Origin of the sequence: Corynebacterium sp. HMSC074A01, assembly GCF_001831515.1 — a bacterium.
In the GTDB taxonomy this organism is placed as follows: Bacteria; Actinomycetota; Actinomycetes; order Mycobacteriales; family Mycobacteriaceae; genus Corynebacterium.
The window spans coordinates 1-16,880 of record NZ_KV825596.1 but is presented as its reverse complement, the minus strand read 5'-3'; the positions used below and the strand labels follow the sequence as shown (position 1 = coordinate 16,880).

At 61.8% G+C, this 16,880-nt stretch carries 16 protein-coding genes and 1 other RNA gene; 16 read left to right on the top strand and 1 reads right to left on the bottom strand.

Features of this window, described 5'->3' with window-relative positions:
• Positions 1-29 precede the first annotated feature (29 nt).
• The 3 genes from accC to HMPREF2550_RS00135 all read left to right on the top strand — a co-directional run bounded on the left by accC (position 30) and on the right by HMPREF2550_RS00135 (position 2,900).
• On the top strand, positions 30-1,406 hold the full coding sequence (gene accC / locus HMPREF2550_RS00145) for an acetyl-CoA carboxylase biotin carboxylase subunit (protein ID WP_070788928.1): 1,377 nt from the start codon (positions 30-32) through the stop codon (positions 1,404-1,406).
• 31 nt (positions 1,407-1,437) lie between these two features.
• Positions 1,438-2,358: a DMT family transporter gene (locus HMPREF2550_RS00140; RefSeq protein WP_070788927.1), complete on the top strand. Its 921-nt coding sequence runs from the start codon at positions 1,438-1,440 to the stop codon at positions 2,356-2,358.
• 101 nt (positions 2,359-2,459) lie between these two features.
• Positions 2,460-2,900 (top strand): hypothetical protein, encoded by a 441-nt coding sequence (locus HMPREF2550_RS00135; protein WP_070788925.1) that lies wholly within the window; start codon positions 2,460-2,462, stop codon positions 2,898-2,900.
• A gap of 75 nt (positions 2,901-2,975) precedes the next feature.
• Here HMPREF2550_RS00135 and HMPREF2550_RS00130 read toward each other — a convergent pair whose 3' ends face one another.
• Positions 2,976-4,178 (bottom strand): PDR/VanB family oxidoreductase, encoded by a 1,203-nt coding sequence (locus HMPREF2550_RS00130; protein ID WP_083319689.1) that lies wholly within the window; start codon positions 4,176-4,178, stop codon positions 2,976-2,978.
• A gap of 204 nt (positions 4,179-4,382) precedes the next feature.
• Between HMPREF2550_RS00130 and HMPREF2550_RS00125 the strand changes: the two genes are divergently transcribed.
• From HMPREF2550_RS00125 to HMPREF2550_RS00065, 13 genes are all read left to right on the top strand, one after another.
• A complete protein-coding gene (locus HMPREF2550_RS00125; RefSeq protein WP_246819702.1) occupies positions 4,383-5,762 on the top strand; it encodes an oxygenase MpaB family protein in 1,380 nt (459 codons plus the stop codon).
• A gap of 72 nt (positions 5,763-5,834) precedes the next feature.
• Positions 5,835-7,061 carry an oxygenase MpaB family protein gene (locus tag HMPREF2550_RS00120; RefSeq protein ID WP_070788923.1) on the top strand — a complete coding sequence of 409 codons (1,227 nt, stop codon included), beginning with the start codon at positions 5,835-5,837 and terminating at the stop codon, positions 7,059-7,061.
• Positions 7,062-7,104: 43 nt separating this feature from the next.
• On the top strand, positions 7,105-8,478 hold the full coding sequence (locus HMPREF2550_RS00115) for an NAD-dependent succinate-semialdehyde dehydrogenase (protein WP_070788921.1): 1,374 nt from the start codon (positions 7,105-7,107) through the stop codon (positions 8,476-8,478).
• Between the two features lie 139 nt (positions 8,479-8,617).
• Positions 8,618-9,310: a cell division ATP-binding protein FtsE gene (gene ftsE / locus HMPREF2550_RS00110; RefSeq protein WP_038588990.1), complete on the top strand. Its 693-nt coding sequence runs from the start codon at positions 8,618-8,620 to the stop codon at positions 9,308-9,310.
• Positions 9,311-9,312: 2 nt separating this feature from the next.
• Positions 9,313-10,215, top strand: coding sequence for a permease-like cell division protein FtsX (ftsX, locus tag HMPREF2550_RS00105; protein WP_070762297.1), 903 nt, complete (start codon positions 9,313-9,315; stop codon positions 10,213-10,215).
• Between the two features lie 16 nt (positions 10,216-10,231).
• Positions 10,232-10,729, top strand: coding sequence for an SsrA-binding protein SmpB (smpB, locus tag HMPREF2550_RS00100; protein WP_070788920.1), 498 nt, complete (start codon positions 10,232-10,234; stop codon positions 10,727-10,729).
• Positions 10,730-10,755: 26 nt separating this feature from the next.
• Positions 10,756-11,412 carry an SDR family oxidoreductase gene (locus HMPREF2550_RS00095; protein WP_070788918.1) on the top strand — a complete coding sequence of 219 codons (657 nt, stop codon included), beginning with the start codon at positions 10,756-10,758 and terminating at the stop codon, positions 11,410-11,412.
• A gap of 69 nt (positions 11,413-11,481) precedes the next feature.
• Positions 11,482-11,865, top strand: a transfer-messenger RNA (tmRNA) gene (gene ssrA / locus HMPREF2550_RS00090).
• Between the two features lie 241 nt (positions 11,866-12,106).
• Entirely contained in the window at positions 12,107-12,427 is a 321-nt protein-coding gene (locus tag HMPREF2550_RS00085) for a hypothetical protein (RefSeq protein ID WP_070788916.1), read from the top strand.
• Between the two features lie 577 nt (positions 12,428-13,004).
• Entirely contained in the window at positions 13,005-14,021 is a 1,017-nt protein-coding gene (locus HMPREF2550_RS00080) for a siderophore ABC transporter substrate-binding protein (RefSeq protein ID WP_070788915.1), read from the top strand.
• A 3-nt stretch (positions 14,022-14,024) separates the two neighbouring features.
• Positions 14,025-15,008, top strand: coding sequence for an ABC transporter permease (locus HMPREF2550_RS00075; RefSeq protein WP_070788913.1), 984 nt, complete (start codon positions 14,025-14,027; stop codon positions 15,006-15,008).
• On the top strand, positions 15,001-16,032 hold the full coding sequence (locus HMPREF2550_RS00070; protein WP_070788911.1) for an iron chelate uptake ABC transporter family permease subunit: 1,032 nt from the start codon (positions 15,001-15,003) through the stop codon (positions 16,030-16,032). The genes HMPREF2550_RS00075 and HMPREF2550_RS00070 overlap by 8 nt, the downstream gene beginning before the upstream one ends.
• Positions 16,029-16,784 carry an iron ABC transporter ATP-binding protein gene (locus HMPREF2550_RS00065; RefSeq protein ID WP_070788909.1) on the top strand — a complete coding sequence of 252 codons (756 nt, stop codon included), beginning with the start codon at positions 16,029-16,031 and terminating at the stop codon, positions 16,782-16,784. Before HMPREF2550_RS00070 ends, HMPREF2550_RS00065 begins: the two co-directional genes overlap by 4 nt.
• Positions 16,785-16,880 lie beyond the last annotated feature (96 nt).

Sequence of the window (16,880 nt, the reverse complement as noted above, 5' to 3'; positions counted from 1 at the left end):
AAACCCCTAGAAAGGTGAGGAGTCCCGCAATGACTGATTTGTTGGGGAGCTTGCTCATCGCTAACCGCGGTGAGATCGCACTTCGCATCATCCGTGCTTGCAAGGAGCTCGGTATCAAGTCCGTGTTGGCCTACTCGGAGGGCGATCGTGATTCGCTGCCGGTGAAGGAGGCGGACAAGGCCGTCTGCATCGGCCCGGCCAACGCAGCCAAGAGCTACAACAGCCCCGAGCTGGTTGTTTCCGCGGCGATGGCCTACAAGGTCGACGCCATCCACCCCGGCTACGGCTTCCTGTCCGAGAAGGCTGACTTTGTCAAGATGGTCGAGGACGAAGGCATCGGCTTCGTTGGCCCCTCGTCCGAGCACATCCGCCGGATGGGCGACAAGATCGAGGCAAAGCGCATCGCACAAAGCGCCGGCGTGCCCACGGTGCCCGGCTCGGACGGCGTGGTCACCGAGTTCGACGAGGCGCTGGAGGTAGCCAAGGAAACCGGCTTCCCGCTGCTGATCAAGGCCGCTGCCGGTGGCGGTGGCCGCGGTATGCGCGTGGTGGAGTCCGAGGAGACGCTGGAAAAGGACCTCAACGAGATCATGAACGAGGCACAGTCCGCGTTCAATGATTCGTCGGTCTACATCGAGCGCTACCTTACCGACATTCGCCACATCGAGATCCAGGTGCTTGCCGACGGCGAGAACGCCATCGCACTGGGGGAGCGCGACTGCACCTCGCAGCGCCGCAACCAGAAGCTCATCGAGGAAGCGCCTTCCCCGGCGATCGACGATGAGCTGCGCGAGGGCCTCCAGCAGGCAGCGATCAACCTGTGCAAGGAGGTCGGCTACAAGAACGCCGGCACGGTGGAGTTCGTGTTCGACAACATCGAGCGCAAGTACTACTTCATCGAGATGAACACCCGTATCCAGGTGGAGCACCCGGTCACCGAAATGATCACTGGCGTGGACCTGATCCAGGAGCAGCTGCGTATCGCCTCCGGGCAGAAGCTGCGTCTGACCCAGGACGATGTGGAGATTCGTGGCCACGCTATCGAGTGCCGCATCAACGCGGAGGACCCGAACGAGAACTTCGCGCCGCGCCCGGGCACAATCGAGCACTTCCGTGCTCCCGGCGGCTTCGGTGTCCGCATGGATTCGCACATCGAATCCGGCTACACCATCCCGCCGTTCTACGACTCGATGGTGGGCAAGCTCATCTGCTGGGCAGAGGATCGCGACGCCGCGATCGAGCGCACCCTGCGCGCGCTCGGCGAGCTGACCACCGACGGCGTGGTGACCACCGGCCCGTTCCAGGCCTTCCTGCTCAACAGCGAGCAGTTCCGGAGCGGTGACATCAACACCGGTTACGTCGCCAAGATGCTCGAGTCAGCAGGCGAGATCCCGACCGAGGAGTAGCCACCCAACGTCACTGTAAGGAGATCGAGGAATGCTGGTCGCCGTGGCCATGCTGGTCGGGGCGATCGTTCCCGTCCAGACCGCGATTAACACCCGCTTTCGCCAAAGCGTGGGTTCGCCGATCGGGGCGACCTTTATCTCCTTCATCCTTGCAGTGGCAGCTTCTTCCATCATTGCCGCCATAGCCACACACACCCTGGTCCCGGACCTGGCGCTTGTCGCCTCCGAACCTTGGTGGGTGTGGCTTGGCGGCTTTATGGGCGTGATGTTCATCGCCGGCAACATCGTGCTCTTCCCAGAGCTCGGCGCGGTGCAGACCACGATCCTGCCCATCTTGGGGCAAGTGATCATGGGGCTGCTTGTCGACGCCACGGGGCTCTTTCATTACCCACCCACCCCAGTCGGGCCACTCCGGCTACTCGGTGCTCTCATCGTGCTCATCGGCATTGCGATGGTGCTGGAGGTTGGTCGTGGGGTGCCGCTGCACGGCACTGCCCGCGGCTCACGCGCCTGGGCGCTGCGCGGTTTCGGTGTGTTGATGGGGATGGGGTCCGCGACGCAGACCGCCGTCAACGGATACCTGGGCAGGGTGCTGCATAGCCCGATTCAGGCCGGTCAGATTTCGCTCGCCGTGGGCTTGATTGTGCTTTTGGTTTTGGTGCTCGTGCTGCCCGCACCTCGCGCCGCGGTGGCCTCCGGCGTTGCGCCGGGACCATGGTGGATGTGGCTGGGCGGCCTGCTCGGTGCCGTCTTCGTCTTCGGCGGCGCGACCCTTTCGCCCATCCTGGGCACAGGCACCACCGTGATCGGTTCGCTCGTCGGCATGATTATCTGCGGCCAGCTGCTCGAATCTTTCGGTATCGGCGGCGGTAAGAAGGGGCTGCCCACGCCATTTAGGCTCGCGGGCCTGGCAATCGTGCTGGTAGGCGTGGCCATGGTGCGTCTGCTCTGATGGGGATGGCAGCGGTCTGGCGATTTTAGAGAATATCAAGGGAGCGGCTAGGATATATTAATGTATCTGAATATTCCCTGTCACGTCTGAAAGGTTTTGCCGTGAAGAAGTTTGCTGCCGCAGCGCTTGCCGCCGCGATGTCCCTGTCCGTTGTTGCCCCGGCTGCGGATGCTGCGTCGAACAAGATGGAGAACTACGGCGCGGTGTGCCGCATCTCCTTGGACGGCGATCTGAAGGGTAAGAGCGGGCGTTGGGACCGTTCGAAGGTCAACCGTTCGCAGGAACTCGGTAAGCTTACCGAGGACAATGTTGGCGCGGTGCGCGCTTCTGCCGATCTGGGCCAGGCTTTTGGCTCCTCTGATGCGGATGCCATTGCTGCGGCCAACAACGCTGAAGCGATCCAGGCCTGCAAGGAGGGCAAGAACTACGTCTCCGAGGAGATGGACGGCTGGAAGCAGGCCGGCATCATCATCGGCGTCATCCTCGTCGCGCTGAGCGGCCTCGCATCTGTTGCAGGCCCTGCGCTGCAGCAGTTCCTCTAGACCTGCAAAGCCGTTGTAGCCCGTACCGTGCATTGCGCGGTGCGGGCTTTGTGCTGTGCGGGGTGAACTGTGGTCCTAGAGCTTGGTGCGCCAGCGCTCGAGCGTGAGCGTGGGGGACAGCGCACGTGAGACACAGGTAGCGAAGGCGCCGTTTTCGTGGCGCTCCTCGGTGAAGATACTGTCTCGGTGGTCGGGAGTGCCGTCGACAACCCGCATGATGCAGGTGCCGCAGGTGCCTTCGCTGCACTGGGACAGGATCGGCACATCCTCGTCTTCGAACACGTCGAGGACGGATTCGCCCTCGGGGATGTGGTAGGTCTCGCCGTTGAAGATCACGTCGAAGGCACCGTCGGCCTCGTGGTTGCCCGCGAGTACCTCCTCGGTCGCCCGGAACGCTTCGAAGTGGATGTTTTCCTTAGGGAGCACCTTGCTCGCAGTGGCAATGACGCTGTCCATGAATCCCTGCGGCCCACACACATACAGGTGCGTGTCCTCCGGCGGCACGTTGGACTCCGCGAGCGCCTCCTCGATGTACCCGGACTGCTTCTCGCGCTCGCCGGTGGCGAAGATGCTCTTCGTCTGGCCCTGCAGGTAGGTGTCGATGAGGTGGCGCATCAGCGCACGCTCCTCGCTAGAAGCGAAGTAGAGCACGGAATAGTCCGCCTCCTGGATCTGCAGCTCTCGCGCAAGCGAGAAGATCGGAGCGATACCCACGCCAGCACCGACGAGGACCGAACGCTTGGCTCCTTCGGCCAGTGCAAAATTGTTTCGCGGCGGGTGGATACGAACGGTGTCGCCGGGCTCGATATTGTGCGCCGCGATCGATCCGCCGCGCGAATTGTCCTCCAGCTTGACCTCGATGCCGTAGGTAGCGCGCTGCGTGCCGGGCTCCTTCCCGAGGTAATGCGTGGGGTAGAGGGAGAACTGCCGGACAAGCTCTTCCCCTTCCGGCGTGCGGAGCAGGAAGTCGGCGTGGCAGCCGGGCTCGTACCCGGGCAGCGGGGAACCGTCCTGCGTTTCAAGCGTGATCAGCGCAATGCCGTGGGCACGCTCGACGTCGGTGGCGACTAGCTCGATGATTTCTTCGGAGTCTGTTTGGGCAGGGGCTTGGGTCGGGGGTGCGGCTGGGGGTGGGGAAGCGGGTTTCCGGCTATTAAACGCGGCTTCTCGGTCTGCCGCATTCGGGTCGTTCTGCTTCTTCTTGCCTCCAAAGAGTGCGGAAAAACCGCCCATACCCTTGCCGTATCCCATCGCGACCTCCATTGCGAAATTCTTCATCCAAAAAGCGGTACGAATCAGTTGCCGAGCAACCTTGTAATGGATAGTATAAAGCCACGCAAAAAGTGATCGACAATACACCTAAGTGTGACTATTAGTTAAATAACACTCGTTGGTCGTTGTTGATCGCCTTCACTGGTTTTGCTGTAAGCCATATTCACCAGCCGCTGCCGCGGCCCCCTAATTAAAGGGAAGGGAACGTAAATGACTGCCAGTACAGAAGCCCGCGAGGAGCAGGGCTACCAGAACCCGGTGCGTCCGGAGGTTCTGCCGATGTCGGACAATCCCTACGAGGATTTCCGTTACTTCTACCGCGACGGAATGCCGCTGCGCCCGGCCCCGAAGCGCCGGACGAGCCGCCCGGGCTGGTCCAAGCTGCGCCACAACCTCTTTGACCGTTGGCACACCGTGGCCGACGACTGGGACGGCTACGACAGCTTCCAGACCAAGCTGCTGGATGACCACATGTGGCAGACCGATGAGACGGGCGCGAAGCTGGCCGAGGCCTTCAAGCGTGACGGGGCGGAGAAGTCCCGCGCCGACTTTGAAACGGCGCTGAACGAGGGCATCGACAAGGTCGCGGACCCGGCACCGGAGCTCGTCGACTTCTTCGCGGAAGTGGACAATGTGCCGGACTGGATCGACCTTGAAGCCGCAGAACGCGGCCGCATTGCCTACTACAACGTCACCCCGTCCTCGGAGTTGCTGTCCATCGCTTTTGCCTACTGGGCCACCACGATGGAGGACCGCACCTCGGCAGCAACCGGCGAGACCGCCATGTTCGAAATTGAGTCCTTCACCCGCATCATTGAGACGGTGAAGTTCTTCGTCGACCTGGGTAAGAAGGGCGTGTTCGACCGCTACAGCGACGGCCTGAAGGCCGCGGTCCGCGTCCGTCTGCTCCACGCCCAGGCGAACCGCGGCCTGGAGAAGCTCTGGGGGCCCGACCACTACAACGAGTTCGGCCGCCCGATCGGTTCCTCCTTCCTCGTCTCCGGCGAAGGCTGGTTCGCGCTCATGCCGATCGGCGTGGACGAGTTCTTCGGTCGCCCCCACACCGGCGAGGAGTGGGACGACGTTGCCATGTACTGGGCCTGGGTGCTCTACTTCATGGGCGCGGAGGAGCGTCTCATCCCCAAGACGGGCGATGAGATGCGCAAGATGACCGACTTCATCTACGCCAACGGCGGGTACTCCTCGATGTACCACGTGCGCGTGGCCACCGCTCTGATGGGGATCCTCGAGGACCTGGACCCGCAGATGCCGGGCCAGGTGCTGGGTGCCCTGTCGCTGATTATCGGCGACGAGGAGACGCAGTTCATGGTGAAGGGCTCCCGCTTCGAGGGCACCCGCTACCTGCACTGGAAGATCGCGTTCCTGCTCAAGGCGAAGGCGGAAGCGGTGATCTACCGCGTACTCGACAAGCTCCCCGGAGCGAATGCGAGGAAGGTGAAGAAGGCTGCGGACGGCAACCCGCCGTGGTCTGACGTGCTCAAGCAGATCGAGGACTACATCGCGGAGAAGGCCCCGGACGTCAAGGCCGAATACAAGCTGCACGACACCTCGAAAGAAGGCCTGCGCTAAACCGGCGCAGGGCACCTTCGAACCCATCCCTCACCCCTAGATACAACGACATCCTTAAAAAGGAGCACACTCATGACTCAGACATTCACTGATAACCCGTTGGCCGCAGACCACTACGACCGTTCTGACTGGCCGGCGGCGCGCGGCGACCGGGAGGCATTCGTCGCAAAGTTCGGCGAAGCCCGCGCCAAGCGCTTCGAGCAGGCGCTGTGGGCGATGGACCCCATCGCCGATGCGCTCTACACCAGCGGCAACAAAGCCAAGGACATCATGCCGAACCTGCGCGAGGCGCTTGCCCGCGGTGAGGCCGACGAGAATACCCTGCCCGAGGTCAAGGCGCTTATCGACGATATGAACGCGGCCCTCGACGGCGTGGACTGGGAGCGCCTGGAGCGCGGCCAGCGCGCGGCACTGTCTATCCCGGTGCTTGCGCAGAATCTCTCGCTCGGCCCTGGCGCGCTGGTCCACACCTACGCCACCCCGTCGATTGCCAACATCCTGGTCAACACCGGCGAGCTCACCGAGGGTGCGGTACACCGCCTGGCGTACACCACCAACTGGATCTACTCCGTCTACCTGAAGGACGGCCTGAAGCCGGGCAACGTCAGCTACATCCACACCGGCATGGTGCGCGCGATGCACGCACACGTGCGCCGCGTGCAGACTCAGCTGGGCCTGGACACCTCTGACTGGGGTGCGCCGATCAGCGAGTTCGACATGTTCCGCACCTGGTTCGACTTTACCTACATCGCCTTTACCTACCTGCGTAACCTGGGCTACCGCCTCACGCTGGAGGAGGAGCAGGACCTCTTCTACCTGTGGCGCGTCGTCGGTGTCATGCTCGGTATTCCGCGCGACATTCTGGAGCCGGAGACCGACATCGACGCTTCCCAGGAAAGCATCGACGCGATCCACTTCATCGACGGCGAACCGAACGAGGCCTCCCACGCGCTTGTGGAGGCGCTGTTCAGCGGGTTCCGCACCAACGTTAAGCAGCTGCTGCCGTTCCCGGACGAGTCCATCGACGACTGGATGTACGCCGCCACCCGCATCATGCACGGCGATGAGGTGGCCGATATCTATGACGTGCCGCACGCGGCCTCGCGTCCCTTCGTCGAGCTCGACCTGCCGCTCGTCCAGCAACGCTTTGACCTGCTGCGCGCGAACCCGGAGGCGCTGGAGCAGGAGGTCAAGCAGAACCACCAGACGCTGCTAGACGCCCTGACCGAAGAAACCTCCTACATGGGCCAGGACGAAGGCATCAAAATGAGCGATGGCGCTTACAGGCCAGGCGCGTAGTGCTATAGTTCACAACCGAGATAAAAACCAAGAAAGGAACACAATGGCAAATCAGTATCGCGTCCAGAACCCGGTCAACAACGAGGTCGTGGAGACCTTCGACTACGCAACTGACCAGGAGATCAAGGACATCCTGGACCGCTCCGAAGAAGCGTTCAAGACCTGGCGTCACACTACCTACGAGGAGCGCGCCGCGATCGTTTCCAAGGCAGCTCAGCTGCTGAAGGAGCGCGCGGAAGAGCTGGGCAAGATCATGGCTCAGGAGATGGGTAAGTCCGTGCCGGAGGGCGCATGGGAGGCCGACTTCTCCGGCGACATCATGCAGTTTTACGCAGACCACGCCGCCGAGCACTCGGCTGATCAGAAGGTCGACGTCCCGGGCGGTAAGGCAGTGGTGCGCCGCCTGCCGCTGGGTACGCTGCTCGGCATCATGCCGTGGAACTTCCCCGTTTACCAGGTCGCTCGTTTCGCGGGCCCGAACCTGATGAACGGCAACTGCATCATCCTCAAGCACGCGGAGATCACCCCGAAGTCCGCTGCGGCCTTCGAGGAGATTCTCAAGGAGGCAGGCCTGCCGGACGGCGTGTTCATCAACGTCTACGCCACCCACGACCAGATCGCGGACATCATCGCTGACCCGCGTGTGCAGGGTGTCTCGCTCACCGGTTCCGAGCGCGCTGGCGCGAAGATCGCGGAGACCGCGGGCAGGAACCTGAAGAAGGTTGTGCTCGAGCTCGGCGGCACTGACCCGTACGTCATCCTGGACTCCGCCGACATCAAGACCGCGGCGCAGGACGCATGGGCAAAGCGCGTGCAGAACGCCGGCCAGGTGTGCACCTCCAACAAGCGCATCATCGTCATGGACGACATCTACGACGAGTTCGTCGACGAGATGGTCAAGATCGCGGAATCCTTCAAGAAGGGCGATCCGTCCAACCCGGGCGAAAACGAGTACTACCCGATGTCCTCCCGCCAGGCTGCGGAGCTGATCGACGACCAGGTCAAGCGTGCAGTTGCCAAGGGTGCGAACCTGCGCACCGGTGGCGTGCTGGAAGACAACTCGGCGTACTACTCCCCGGCAGTGCTGACCGACCTGCCGGTGGGCTCCGACGAGTACTACGAGGAGTTCTTCGGCCCAGTCGCGGAGATCTACAAGGTATCTTCCGAGGAAGAGGCCGTCGAGCTGGCGAACAACTCCTACCAGGGTCTCGGCGGTGCGGTCTTCTCCGAGGACACTGAGCGTGCGATCAAGGTCGCTGACCAGATTGACACCGGCATGATCCACGTCAACCTCGGCCAGTACTTCTCCGCAGTGCTGCCCTTCGGTGGCGTGAAGCGCTCCGGCTTCGGCCGTGAGCTGTCCGTGTTTGCGCTCGACGAGTTCGTGAACAAGCAGTACCTCTACGTGAACGACTAAGAAGTTCACAGGCGCTCGCGTCTTCGCACTGAAGGCGGCGCGATGCACCTACTGCCTGCGGGAAAGCCCCGGGCCGTGCCTTTGATACGCGCGGCCCGGGGCTTCACCTGTCACACCAGTAACAGGTAGAGTCGGAGCGGTGATCAAATTCTCGAATGTCACCAAGGTTTACCCCACGTCGACCCGGCCTGCGCTGGACAACGTGTCCTTCACCATCAATGACGGGGACTTCGTCTTTCTCATCGGCCCGTCCGGGTCCGGTAAGTCCACGTTTCTGCAGTTGATGATCCGTGAGGAAAACGTCACTTCGGGCGACATCTACTTCAACGACTTTCACGTCAACGCGCTGCGCGGCAAAGACGTCAACCTGCTGCGCCAGTCCATTGGCTACGTCTTCCAGGACTTCCGGCTGCTGCCGAAGCTCAGCGTGTACGACAACGTTGCATTTGCGCTTGAGGTGATTGGCAAGTCGAAGTCGCGCATCCAGAAGCTCGTGCCGGAGGCCCTCGAGCTCGTCGGCCTCGACGCGAAGGCGAACCGCATGCCGAACGAGCTGTCGGGCGGTGAGCAGCAGCGTGTAGCGATTGCGCGTGCGTTCGTCGATAAGCCTGCGCTCATGCTTGCCGACGAGCCGACGGGCAACCTCGACCCCGCCACCGCCGACGAGATTCTCGCGCTCCTTGGGCGCATCAACCGGATGGGCACCACCGTGGTGATGTCCACGCACAACGCGCGCGCGGTCAACGACATGCGCAAGCGCGTGATGGAACTCGATTTGGGCAGGCTCGTGCGCGACGACGAGCACGGCGTCTACGGAAACGTGAGGGGATAGCAATGAACTGGAACTTTATCTTCCGCGAGGGGTTCCGCGGACTGGGCCGCAACATCACGATGACGATCGCGCTGGTGATCACCACCGCGCTGTCTCTCGTGCTCGTCGGAGCCGGCATTTTGATTTCCCAGGCGACCTCGGACACGAAGGACCTGTACCTGGATCGCGTCGAGGTGATGATCGAGCTGGACGAGGAGATCTCGGCCAACGATAAGGACTGCTCCTCGGAGGCCTGCAAGGAAGTGCGCGACACGCTGCAGGCCGACAGTGGGGTAGAGCAGGTGACGTTCCGCTCCCGCGAGCAGTCCTTTGAGCGCTTCAAGGAGCTCTTTGAGGAATCCGAGCCGGAGCTGGTGCGCGAGACCACGGCCGAAGCGCTGCCGGCCGCACTCCACGTGCGTCTGACGGACCCGGCCGACACCACCCCGATTGAGAAGGTGGCGGATATGCCGCAGGTCACGGTGGTGACTGACCAGGCCGACACCGTGCGCGAGGCCGCCGGGACGATGGACACCTTCCGCAACGTTACGTTTACGGTGGCGGCCGCGCAGGCGCTCGCGGCGATCTTCCTGATCGTGAACATGGTGCAGCTGGCCGCGTTTAACCGCCGCGACCAGATCGGCATCATGCGCATGGTGGGTGCCTCCCGCTGGTTTACGCAGGCCCCGTTCGTGCTTGAGGCGCTGATCTCGGTGTTCATCGGCGCGGTGCTGGCCACCGTGCTGACCTGGGTGGGCAAGCGCTCGATTGTCGACCCGATGCTGGGTGACCTCTACGCCTCCGCGCTAATCGCCCGCGTACCGGACTCCGCGGTGTGGACCGTCATGCCGCTCGTGGGGCTGGGCGCGATGGTCGTCGGCGCGATCGCGGCGCAGGTGGCGCTTCGCTCCTACGTGCGCAAGTAGTAGACTGGTCTTCCTTATGGCCAAGAAGAGTAAAAAGAAGAAGCTGAGCAACACCGGGGTTTTGGCGACCAACCGGAAAGCTCGGCATGACTACAACATCTTGGACACCTGGGAAGCCGGCATCGTGCTGCAAGGCACGGAAATCAAGGCGCTGCGCGAGGGCAAGGTGTCGCTGGTCGAGGCCTTCGCCACCATCGACAACGGTGAAGTCTGGCTGCGCAACATGCACATCCCCGAGTACTCGCGCGGCCACTGGACCAACCACCCGCCGCGACGCACCCGCAAACTCTTGCTGCACCGCCGCGAGATCGACTCGCTAGCGGGCAAACTTCGCGACGGCAACAAGACGCTTATCCCCCTGTCGCTCTACCTGAAGGACGGCCGAGCGAAGCTCGAGCTCGGCCTGGGGCAGGGCAAGCAGGACTACGACAAGCGCCGCGCGATCAAGCGCCGCACCGAGGATCGCGAAATCGCCCGCGACATGGGCCGCAAGTTCAAGGGGATCAAGGCTTAAAGGCGTTTCCCGCTACGGTGGGGCGCATGAAGACTGCATTGATTACCGGCGCGTCGCGTGGCATTGGTCGCGCGATCGCCGACGAGCTAGGCAAAGACCACCACATCATCGCCGGAGCGTCGAAGGATGCCTCCGAGATCGTCGCCGCGCTGCCGAGCGCCGAGCCCTTCGAGGTTGACCTCACCGATTCTGCGGCGCTGTGCCGCGCAGCCGCACGCATCGAGCAGGTCGACGTGCTCATCCACGCCGCGGGCGTGCTGCACAAGGCACCCTTCGACCAGCTCACCGAGGCCCAGTGGCGCGAGACTATGGAGGTCAATGTCCACGCCCCCGTCACCCTGACCCGCGAGCTTCTGCCCGCTTTACGACGCTCACGTGGCCTCCTTGTCACCATCAACTCCGGTGCCGGCTTCTTCGGAGTCCCCGAGAACTCCGCCTACTGCGCCTCCAAATTCGCACTGCGGGGCTTCACCGATGCCCTCCGCCTCGAAGAGGCAGGCAGCATCCGGATCACCTCGCTGCACCCGGGGCGTACAAACACAGACATGATCTCCGCCCCGACCCACGGCGATGCGCTGAAGATGGACGCGGCGTCGGTAGCCAAGGCCGCCCGCCTTGCCGTCGACGCGGGCCCCGACGCCGTGGTGGACTTCCTACGCATCACGCCGACCGGGATGGAATAGTCCTTGGTCCTTGCGGTTGGAATAGGGGAGAGGTAAAGTAATCTCTCCTACGGTTCCCGTAGTTGAAATGGGGTCGATTCAGGTTTCGACTTCATCGACTAAGCCAGGGGAAGCGTGCCGGTGCAGGCTGGAGACCACCGTAAGCGTCGCAGCAACCAATAAACGCAGAGAAGAACTCTCAGCGTGACTTCGCCCTCGCTGCCTAAGAGCTAGCGACCGCGAGTCTGTCAGGCCGGGGCCGTCCCCGACCCGGTACCTGGCATCGACTTAGGGGACTTGCCTTCCCGGCCTGTGAGTGGGCCGCGGAAGGGACTCCTTTTCACTCACTGGGCTCATCATCCGGACATGTCCGCCTGATCCGGAGGGCCGAGCAGAGGTAGCGTGCGGACTGCGCACGGAGAAGCCCTGGCGCGGTGATGAAGGACCCGGGTTCAATTCCCGGCGGCTCCACCTAGTGCGATTTCCCCCGGTCTGTTTGGCCGGGGGATTTCTTTTGTTTGGGCAGGTAGCATCGGTAAATGAAAGAGCGGGAACGTGCAACAAGGCGCGATAGTGATCACCCTGTAGACCACGTCTAGACCACGGGACCTGGGAGATGATTTACATCATCATGAAGCCTTTGAAGTTGGGGAATTCTGTTCGTCGAGCCTGAAACTGAAATGACACCAGCAGTAACAGGGTGAGGAGGGAATAGATGGATTTCGACGATGCTATCGATCAGCTGAATAATGAAACTGGAGTAGTCGATAATGACTACCTCTCTCCTCAGCGTGAAGAGCGCCTTCTGCGGGCTTACCTCGACGCGGTTCGATCAGGGAAAACTGTTACGAATGCAGAGGCTAAAAGGGAGTTTCTTGAGATTTTCGAAGAGCCGATCTATTTCGAGGAGAACTTCTATTCCGAACAAGGTGTCTTGGACGCCTTTGAGTTGGCGCGGACGTTTGGAGCAATGAAGCCTGTGGTTTCGTTAAACTTCCCGAGCCTTGAAGACATGGACCTTTATCGCAGGCACTAGCCGACCACTAAAGAACAACCCACCCATCACTGCACGTGGTGGGTTTTTCATGCCCACCTGTCGGTGGGTTTTCGTGATTTAAGGAGATACCAATATCAAGAACCGTGTACGACCGTGGGTATGCAAGTTCGCCGCCGAGGCTGCTAGCTAGCGCCGGGCAGGGAAGCATACCCAGCCAGCATGCTCCACAAGAGCTTGCCGATGCCGAAGGCCGGGAAGGCGGCGTCGATAGGCCTGCGGAGTCCGCGCCGTGTTCAAGGATCTCGCACCAAGGCGAGACAAGCGCCAGGCCGCGAGAGCCGCTCGCGACGATCTTCAGGGACGGTGTGACGCGATCAACCGGGAAGTCCCTCCGGTGTTGTCTGTAGTTGATCCACGGCGGGGAATGGGAGGGTGCGACGCTCTCGTGCGAACCGGATCCCGTGTGAGCCGCCTACCCCCGCCAGAGAATTAGGAAACATGCGTGTAGTGTAATTATGCAATCGCATGGGGGCGAGGGTTGCCTAACCTTGGTCACTGATCTAGGTTTCTTTGAGGTAACCCTATCCTTACTTTTACGACACAAGGAGTTTTCTACATGCTTCGTCACCCACGTACCGCCCTCGCAGCGGCCATCACCGCTGCGGCCCTCGCTATTACTGGCTGCACGGCGGCTGAAGAGTCTACGGGCGGCGAGGAGACCGCGACGTCGGCAAGCGATGCGACGCAGGCGGAAAGCGCCGAAGGTACCGTGACCGTCGAGGACAACTACGGCTCCAAGGAGGTGCCGAACCCGCCGAAGCGCGTGGTGGCGCTGGATAACCGCTCCTTCGAGCTGCTGGACGAGTGGGGCGTTAAGCCGGTGGCGGCGGCGCGTGCGCTCGTGCCGGTGACGATCCCGGGTATTGCTGATGATGAGGACATCGTTGACATCGGCAACCACCGCGAGCCGAACCTCGAGGCGATCGTCGCTGCCGAGCCGGACGTGGTTGTCTCCGGGCAGCGCTTCGAAAAGTACGACGAGGATATTGAGAAGCTCGTCCCCGACGCAGTACTTGTGGACTTCGAGCCGCGCGATGGCGAGAGCCTGGACGCGGAGCTGATCCGCCAGACCGAGGCGCTGGGCACCATCTTCGGCAAGGAAGCTGAAGCGGAGAAGACCATCCAGGACTTCAAGGACGCGCTCGAGCGCGCGAAGAAGGCCTACAACCCGGAGCAGAAGGTCATGGCCGTGAACGTTTCCGGTGGTGAGATCGGTTACGTCGCTCCGGGCATCGGCCGCGTGTGGGGCCCGCTGTTTGATCTGATCGGCATGACCCCTGCACTCGAGGTGGACAACGCATCCGACGATCACCAGGGCGATGACATCTCCGTCGAGGCGATCGCCAGCGCCAACCCGGACTGGATCCTCGCACTCGACCGCGACGCCGCGATCAAGACCCAGGACTCGCCGGCTGCGCTGACCGTGCTCTCTGACTCCGCCGCGCTGCAGAACGTGAAGGCTATTCAGGAGGACCATGTGTATGTTGCGCCGAACGACACGTACACTAATGAGTCGATCATCACATACACCGAGATCCTGAACGAGCTCGCCGAGAAGTTTGAGAACGCTTAGTCAATGACAGCACCGCTCCAGACCGACACCCCCACCCGCCCCGCGCTCCTGAACTGGAAGCTCGGGGTGGGTGTGGGTGTTGTGCTGTGTCTGCTTGTAGCCTCGCTGGCGGTCGGCCAGTACGACATCCTCGGCACCGACGACGGGTGGGCCATGTTCCAAACCACCCGCGTGCCGCGCACAATCGCGCTCGTGCTCGCCGGTGCCGCGATGGCGATGAGCGGGCTGATCATGCAGATGCTCACGCAAAATCGCTTCGTCGAACCGACGACCACTGGTACCACCGAGTGGGCGGGGCTGGGGCTGCTGGCGTCGTACGTGTTCATGCCGGACGCGTCGATAATTGCCCGCATGCTGCTCTCCGTGATTTTTGCCTTCGTGGGCACCATGGTGTTCTTCGCGTTTCTGCGCAAAGTGACGCTGCGCTCGAGCCTGATCGTGCCGATCGTGGGCATCATGCTCGGTGCGGTGGTCAGTTCGATTTCGACGTTTTGGGCGCTGCAGACCGACCTTTTGCAATCGCTCGGAGTCTGGTTTGCTGGCTCGTTTACCAGCGTGATCGCCGGGCAGTACGAAGTGCTGTGGGTCGTACTGCTGGTGGTGATCGCCGTGTTCTTCTACGCCGACCGGCTCACCGCCGCAGGACTTGGCGAGGACATCGCGACCAACATCGGGCTGAACTACAACCGCATCGTCTTCGTCGGTACTGGGCTCGTCGCCATCGCCGCCGGTGTCGTAACTGTGGTGGTAGGCAACCTGCCGTTTCTGGGGCTGATCGTGCCGAATATTGTGAGTATGGTGCGTGGCGACGACCTGCGCTCCAACCTGCCCTGGGTCTGTCTGCTGGGCATAGGCATTGTCACTGTCTGTGACTTGCTCGGGCGTACGATCATCGCGCCTTTCGAAATGCCGGTATCTGTGATCCTGGGCGTCGTCGGAGCTGTAGTCTTCGTCGCGCTGATTGTGAGGCAGACTCGTCGTGGCTAATACAACGATCGAAGCTGGGACTGACCGGTTCGTCGGTGCGTTCCAAACCTCCAAGAGCAAGCGGCGCTACTGGCTGGTGCTCTCCGTGCTCCTGGCAGCGGCTGTGCTGTTTACCTTCGGGCTGATCGGCTACGAAAACCCGATGGAGTTCGGGTCTCGTGGCTACTGGCTCATCGCGGAGCGTCGGTCAACCGCAGTGGTAGCGATGCTGATCGTGGCCGTATGCCAGGCCGCCGCAACAGTGTCTTTCCAGACGGTGACGAACAACCGCATCCTCACGCCCTCGATCATGGGCTTTGAGTCGCTATATATCGCGATTCATACGGCGACGGTCTACTTTCTTGGTGCGGCGGGGCTGGCGCAAGCGCACACCACGCAGATGTTTGTGCTCCAACTGGTGCTCATGGTGGGTTTGAGCTTGCTGCTGTATTCCTGGCTTCTCGTCGGGGAGGGCAACAACATGCACGCCATGCTGCTCGTCGGCATCGTCATCGGCGGGGGACTGGGCAGTGTGTCGACGTTCATGCAGCGCATGCTGACCCCGAGCGAGTTCGACGTGCTCACCGCGCGTCTCTTTGGCTCGGTCAACAACGCCGATCCTGCCTACTACCCGCTGGCGGTGCCGCTCGTGGTGGTGTCGGTCGCGCTACTCGCGTGGAATGCGCAAAGGCTGAACGTGCTTGCCCTGGGCCGCGATGTGGCGATTAATCTCGGCGTGCAGCACAAGAAGCACGCAGTCTTTACGCTCGTGCTGGTCTCCGTGCTCATGGCGGTCTCCACCGCGCTGGTCGGCCCGATGACTTTCCTCGGTTTCTTGGTGGCCACGCTGGCTTACCAATTCACCGATACCTACGACCATCGCTACATCTTCCCCATGGCAATGCTGTTGGGGTACTGCATCTTGGCAGGCGCATACTTTGTCATGAATCATGTCTTCTACGCGCAGGGCGTAGTGTCCATCATCATCGAACTGGTAGGAGGGATCACCTTCTTGGTGGTCATCCTCAGGAAGGGACGACTGTGATCACGCTGAGCAATGTAAGCAAGGCTTACACCGAGGACGTGGCCATCGGACCGGTCAACATGCAGATCCCAGCGGGTGGTATCACCGCTCTCGTGGGGCCGAACGGTGCCGGGAAATCGACGCTGCTCACCATGATCGGCCGACTGCTGTCTATCGACTCCGGCACCGTCGAAATCGGCAGCATGGATGTCACCAGCGCAAAATCCAAGGACCTGGCCAAAATCATCTCGATCCTGCGCCAGGAAAACCACTTTGTCACCCGCCTGACTGTGCGCCAACTCGTTGGCTTCGGCCGCTTCCCGTACACGCAGGGCCGCCTCAACGCGGAGGACGAGGAGATCATCTCCAAGTACATCGACTTCCTCGGGCTGCGCGGCCTCGAGGGCCGCTACCTCGACCAACTCTCGGGTGGGCAGCGCCAGCGCGCCTACGTCGCGATGGTGTTGTGTCAGGAAACGGACTATGTGCTTCTCGACGAGCCACTGAACAACCTCGACATCGCCCACTCCGTGGAGATGATGAAGCACCTGTACTCCGCGGCCAAGGAATTCGGACGCACGATCATCATCGTGCTGCACGACATCAACTTCGCCGCCCGCTACGCGGACTACATCTGCGCGGCCAAAGACGGCCAGATCGCCGCCTTCGGCACGCCGGACGAGATCATGCGAGATGAGTTGTTAACCAAGATTTTCAATACGCCGGTGAAAGTCATCGAGGGCCCACACGGGCCATTAGCGACGTACCACTAACGCTTATTGATCACTTTGCTCGCTTGAAAACCCCCACTGCGCTGGGGGTTTGCGTGTTTGTTGTGAAGATGGTTAAGTATTTTCTCGTTGCCGCGA

Bases quoted from the DNA above. Each gene is read 5' to 3' on its own strand.
- accC (WP_070788928.1), top strand. From the start codon at position 30: ATGACTGATTTGTTGGGGAGCTTGCTCATCGCTAACCGCGGTGAGATC.
- HMPREF2550_RS00140 (WP_070788927.1), top strand. From the start codon at position 1,438: ATGCTGGTCGCCGTGGCCATGCTGGTCGGGGCGATCGTTCCCGTCCAG.
- HMPREF2550_RS00130 (WP_083319689.1), bottom strand. From the start codon at position 4,178: ATGAAGAATTTCGCAATGGAGGTCGCGATGGGATACGGCAAGGGTATG.
- HMPREF2550_RS00125 (WP_246819702.1), top strand. From the start codon at position 4,383: ATGACTGCCAGTACAGAAGCCCGCGAGGAGCAGGGCTACCAGAACCCG.
- HMPREF2550_RS00120 (WP_070788923.1), top strand. From the start codon at position 5,835: ATGACTCAGACATTCACTGATAACCCGTTGGCCGCAGACCACTACGAC.
- HMPREF2550_RS00115 (WP_070788921.1), top strand. From the start codon at position 7,105: ATGGCAAATCAGTATCGCGTCCAGAACCCGGTCAACAACGAGGTCGTG.
- ftsX (WP_070762297.1), top strand. From the start codon at position 9,313: ATGAACTGGAACTTTATCTTCCGCGAGGGGTTCCGCGGACTGGGCCGC.
- smpB (WP_070788920.1), top strand. From the start codon at position 10,232: ATGGCCAAGAAGAGTAAAAAGAAGAAGCTGAGCAACACCGGGGTTTTG.
- HMPREF2550_RS00095 (WP_070788918.1), top strand. From the start codon at position 10,756: ATGAAGACTGCATTGATTACCGGCGCGTCGCGTGGCATTGGTCGCGCG.
- HMPREF2550_RS00085 (WP_070788916.1), top strand. From the start codon at position 12,107: ATGGATTTCGACGATGCTATCGATCAGCTGAATAATGAAACTGGAGTA.
- HMPREF2550_RS00080 (WP_070788915.1), top strand. From the start codon at position 13,005: ATGCTTCGTCACCCACGTACCGCCCTCGCAGCGGCCATCACCGCTGCG.
- HMPREF2550_RS00075 (WP_070788913.1), top strand. From the start codon at position 14,025: ATGACAGCACCGCTCCAGACCGACACCCCCACCCGCCCCGCGCTCCTG.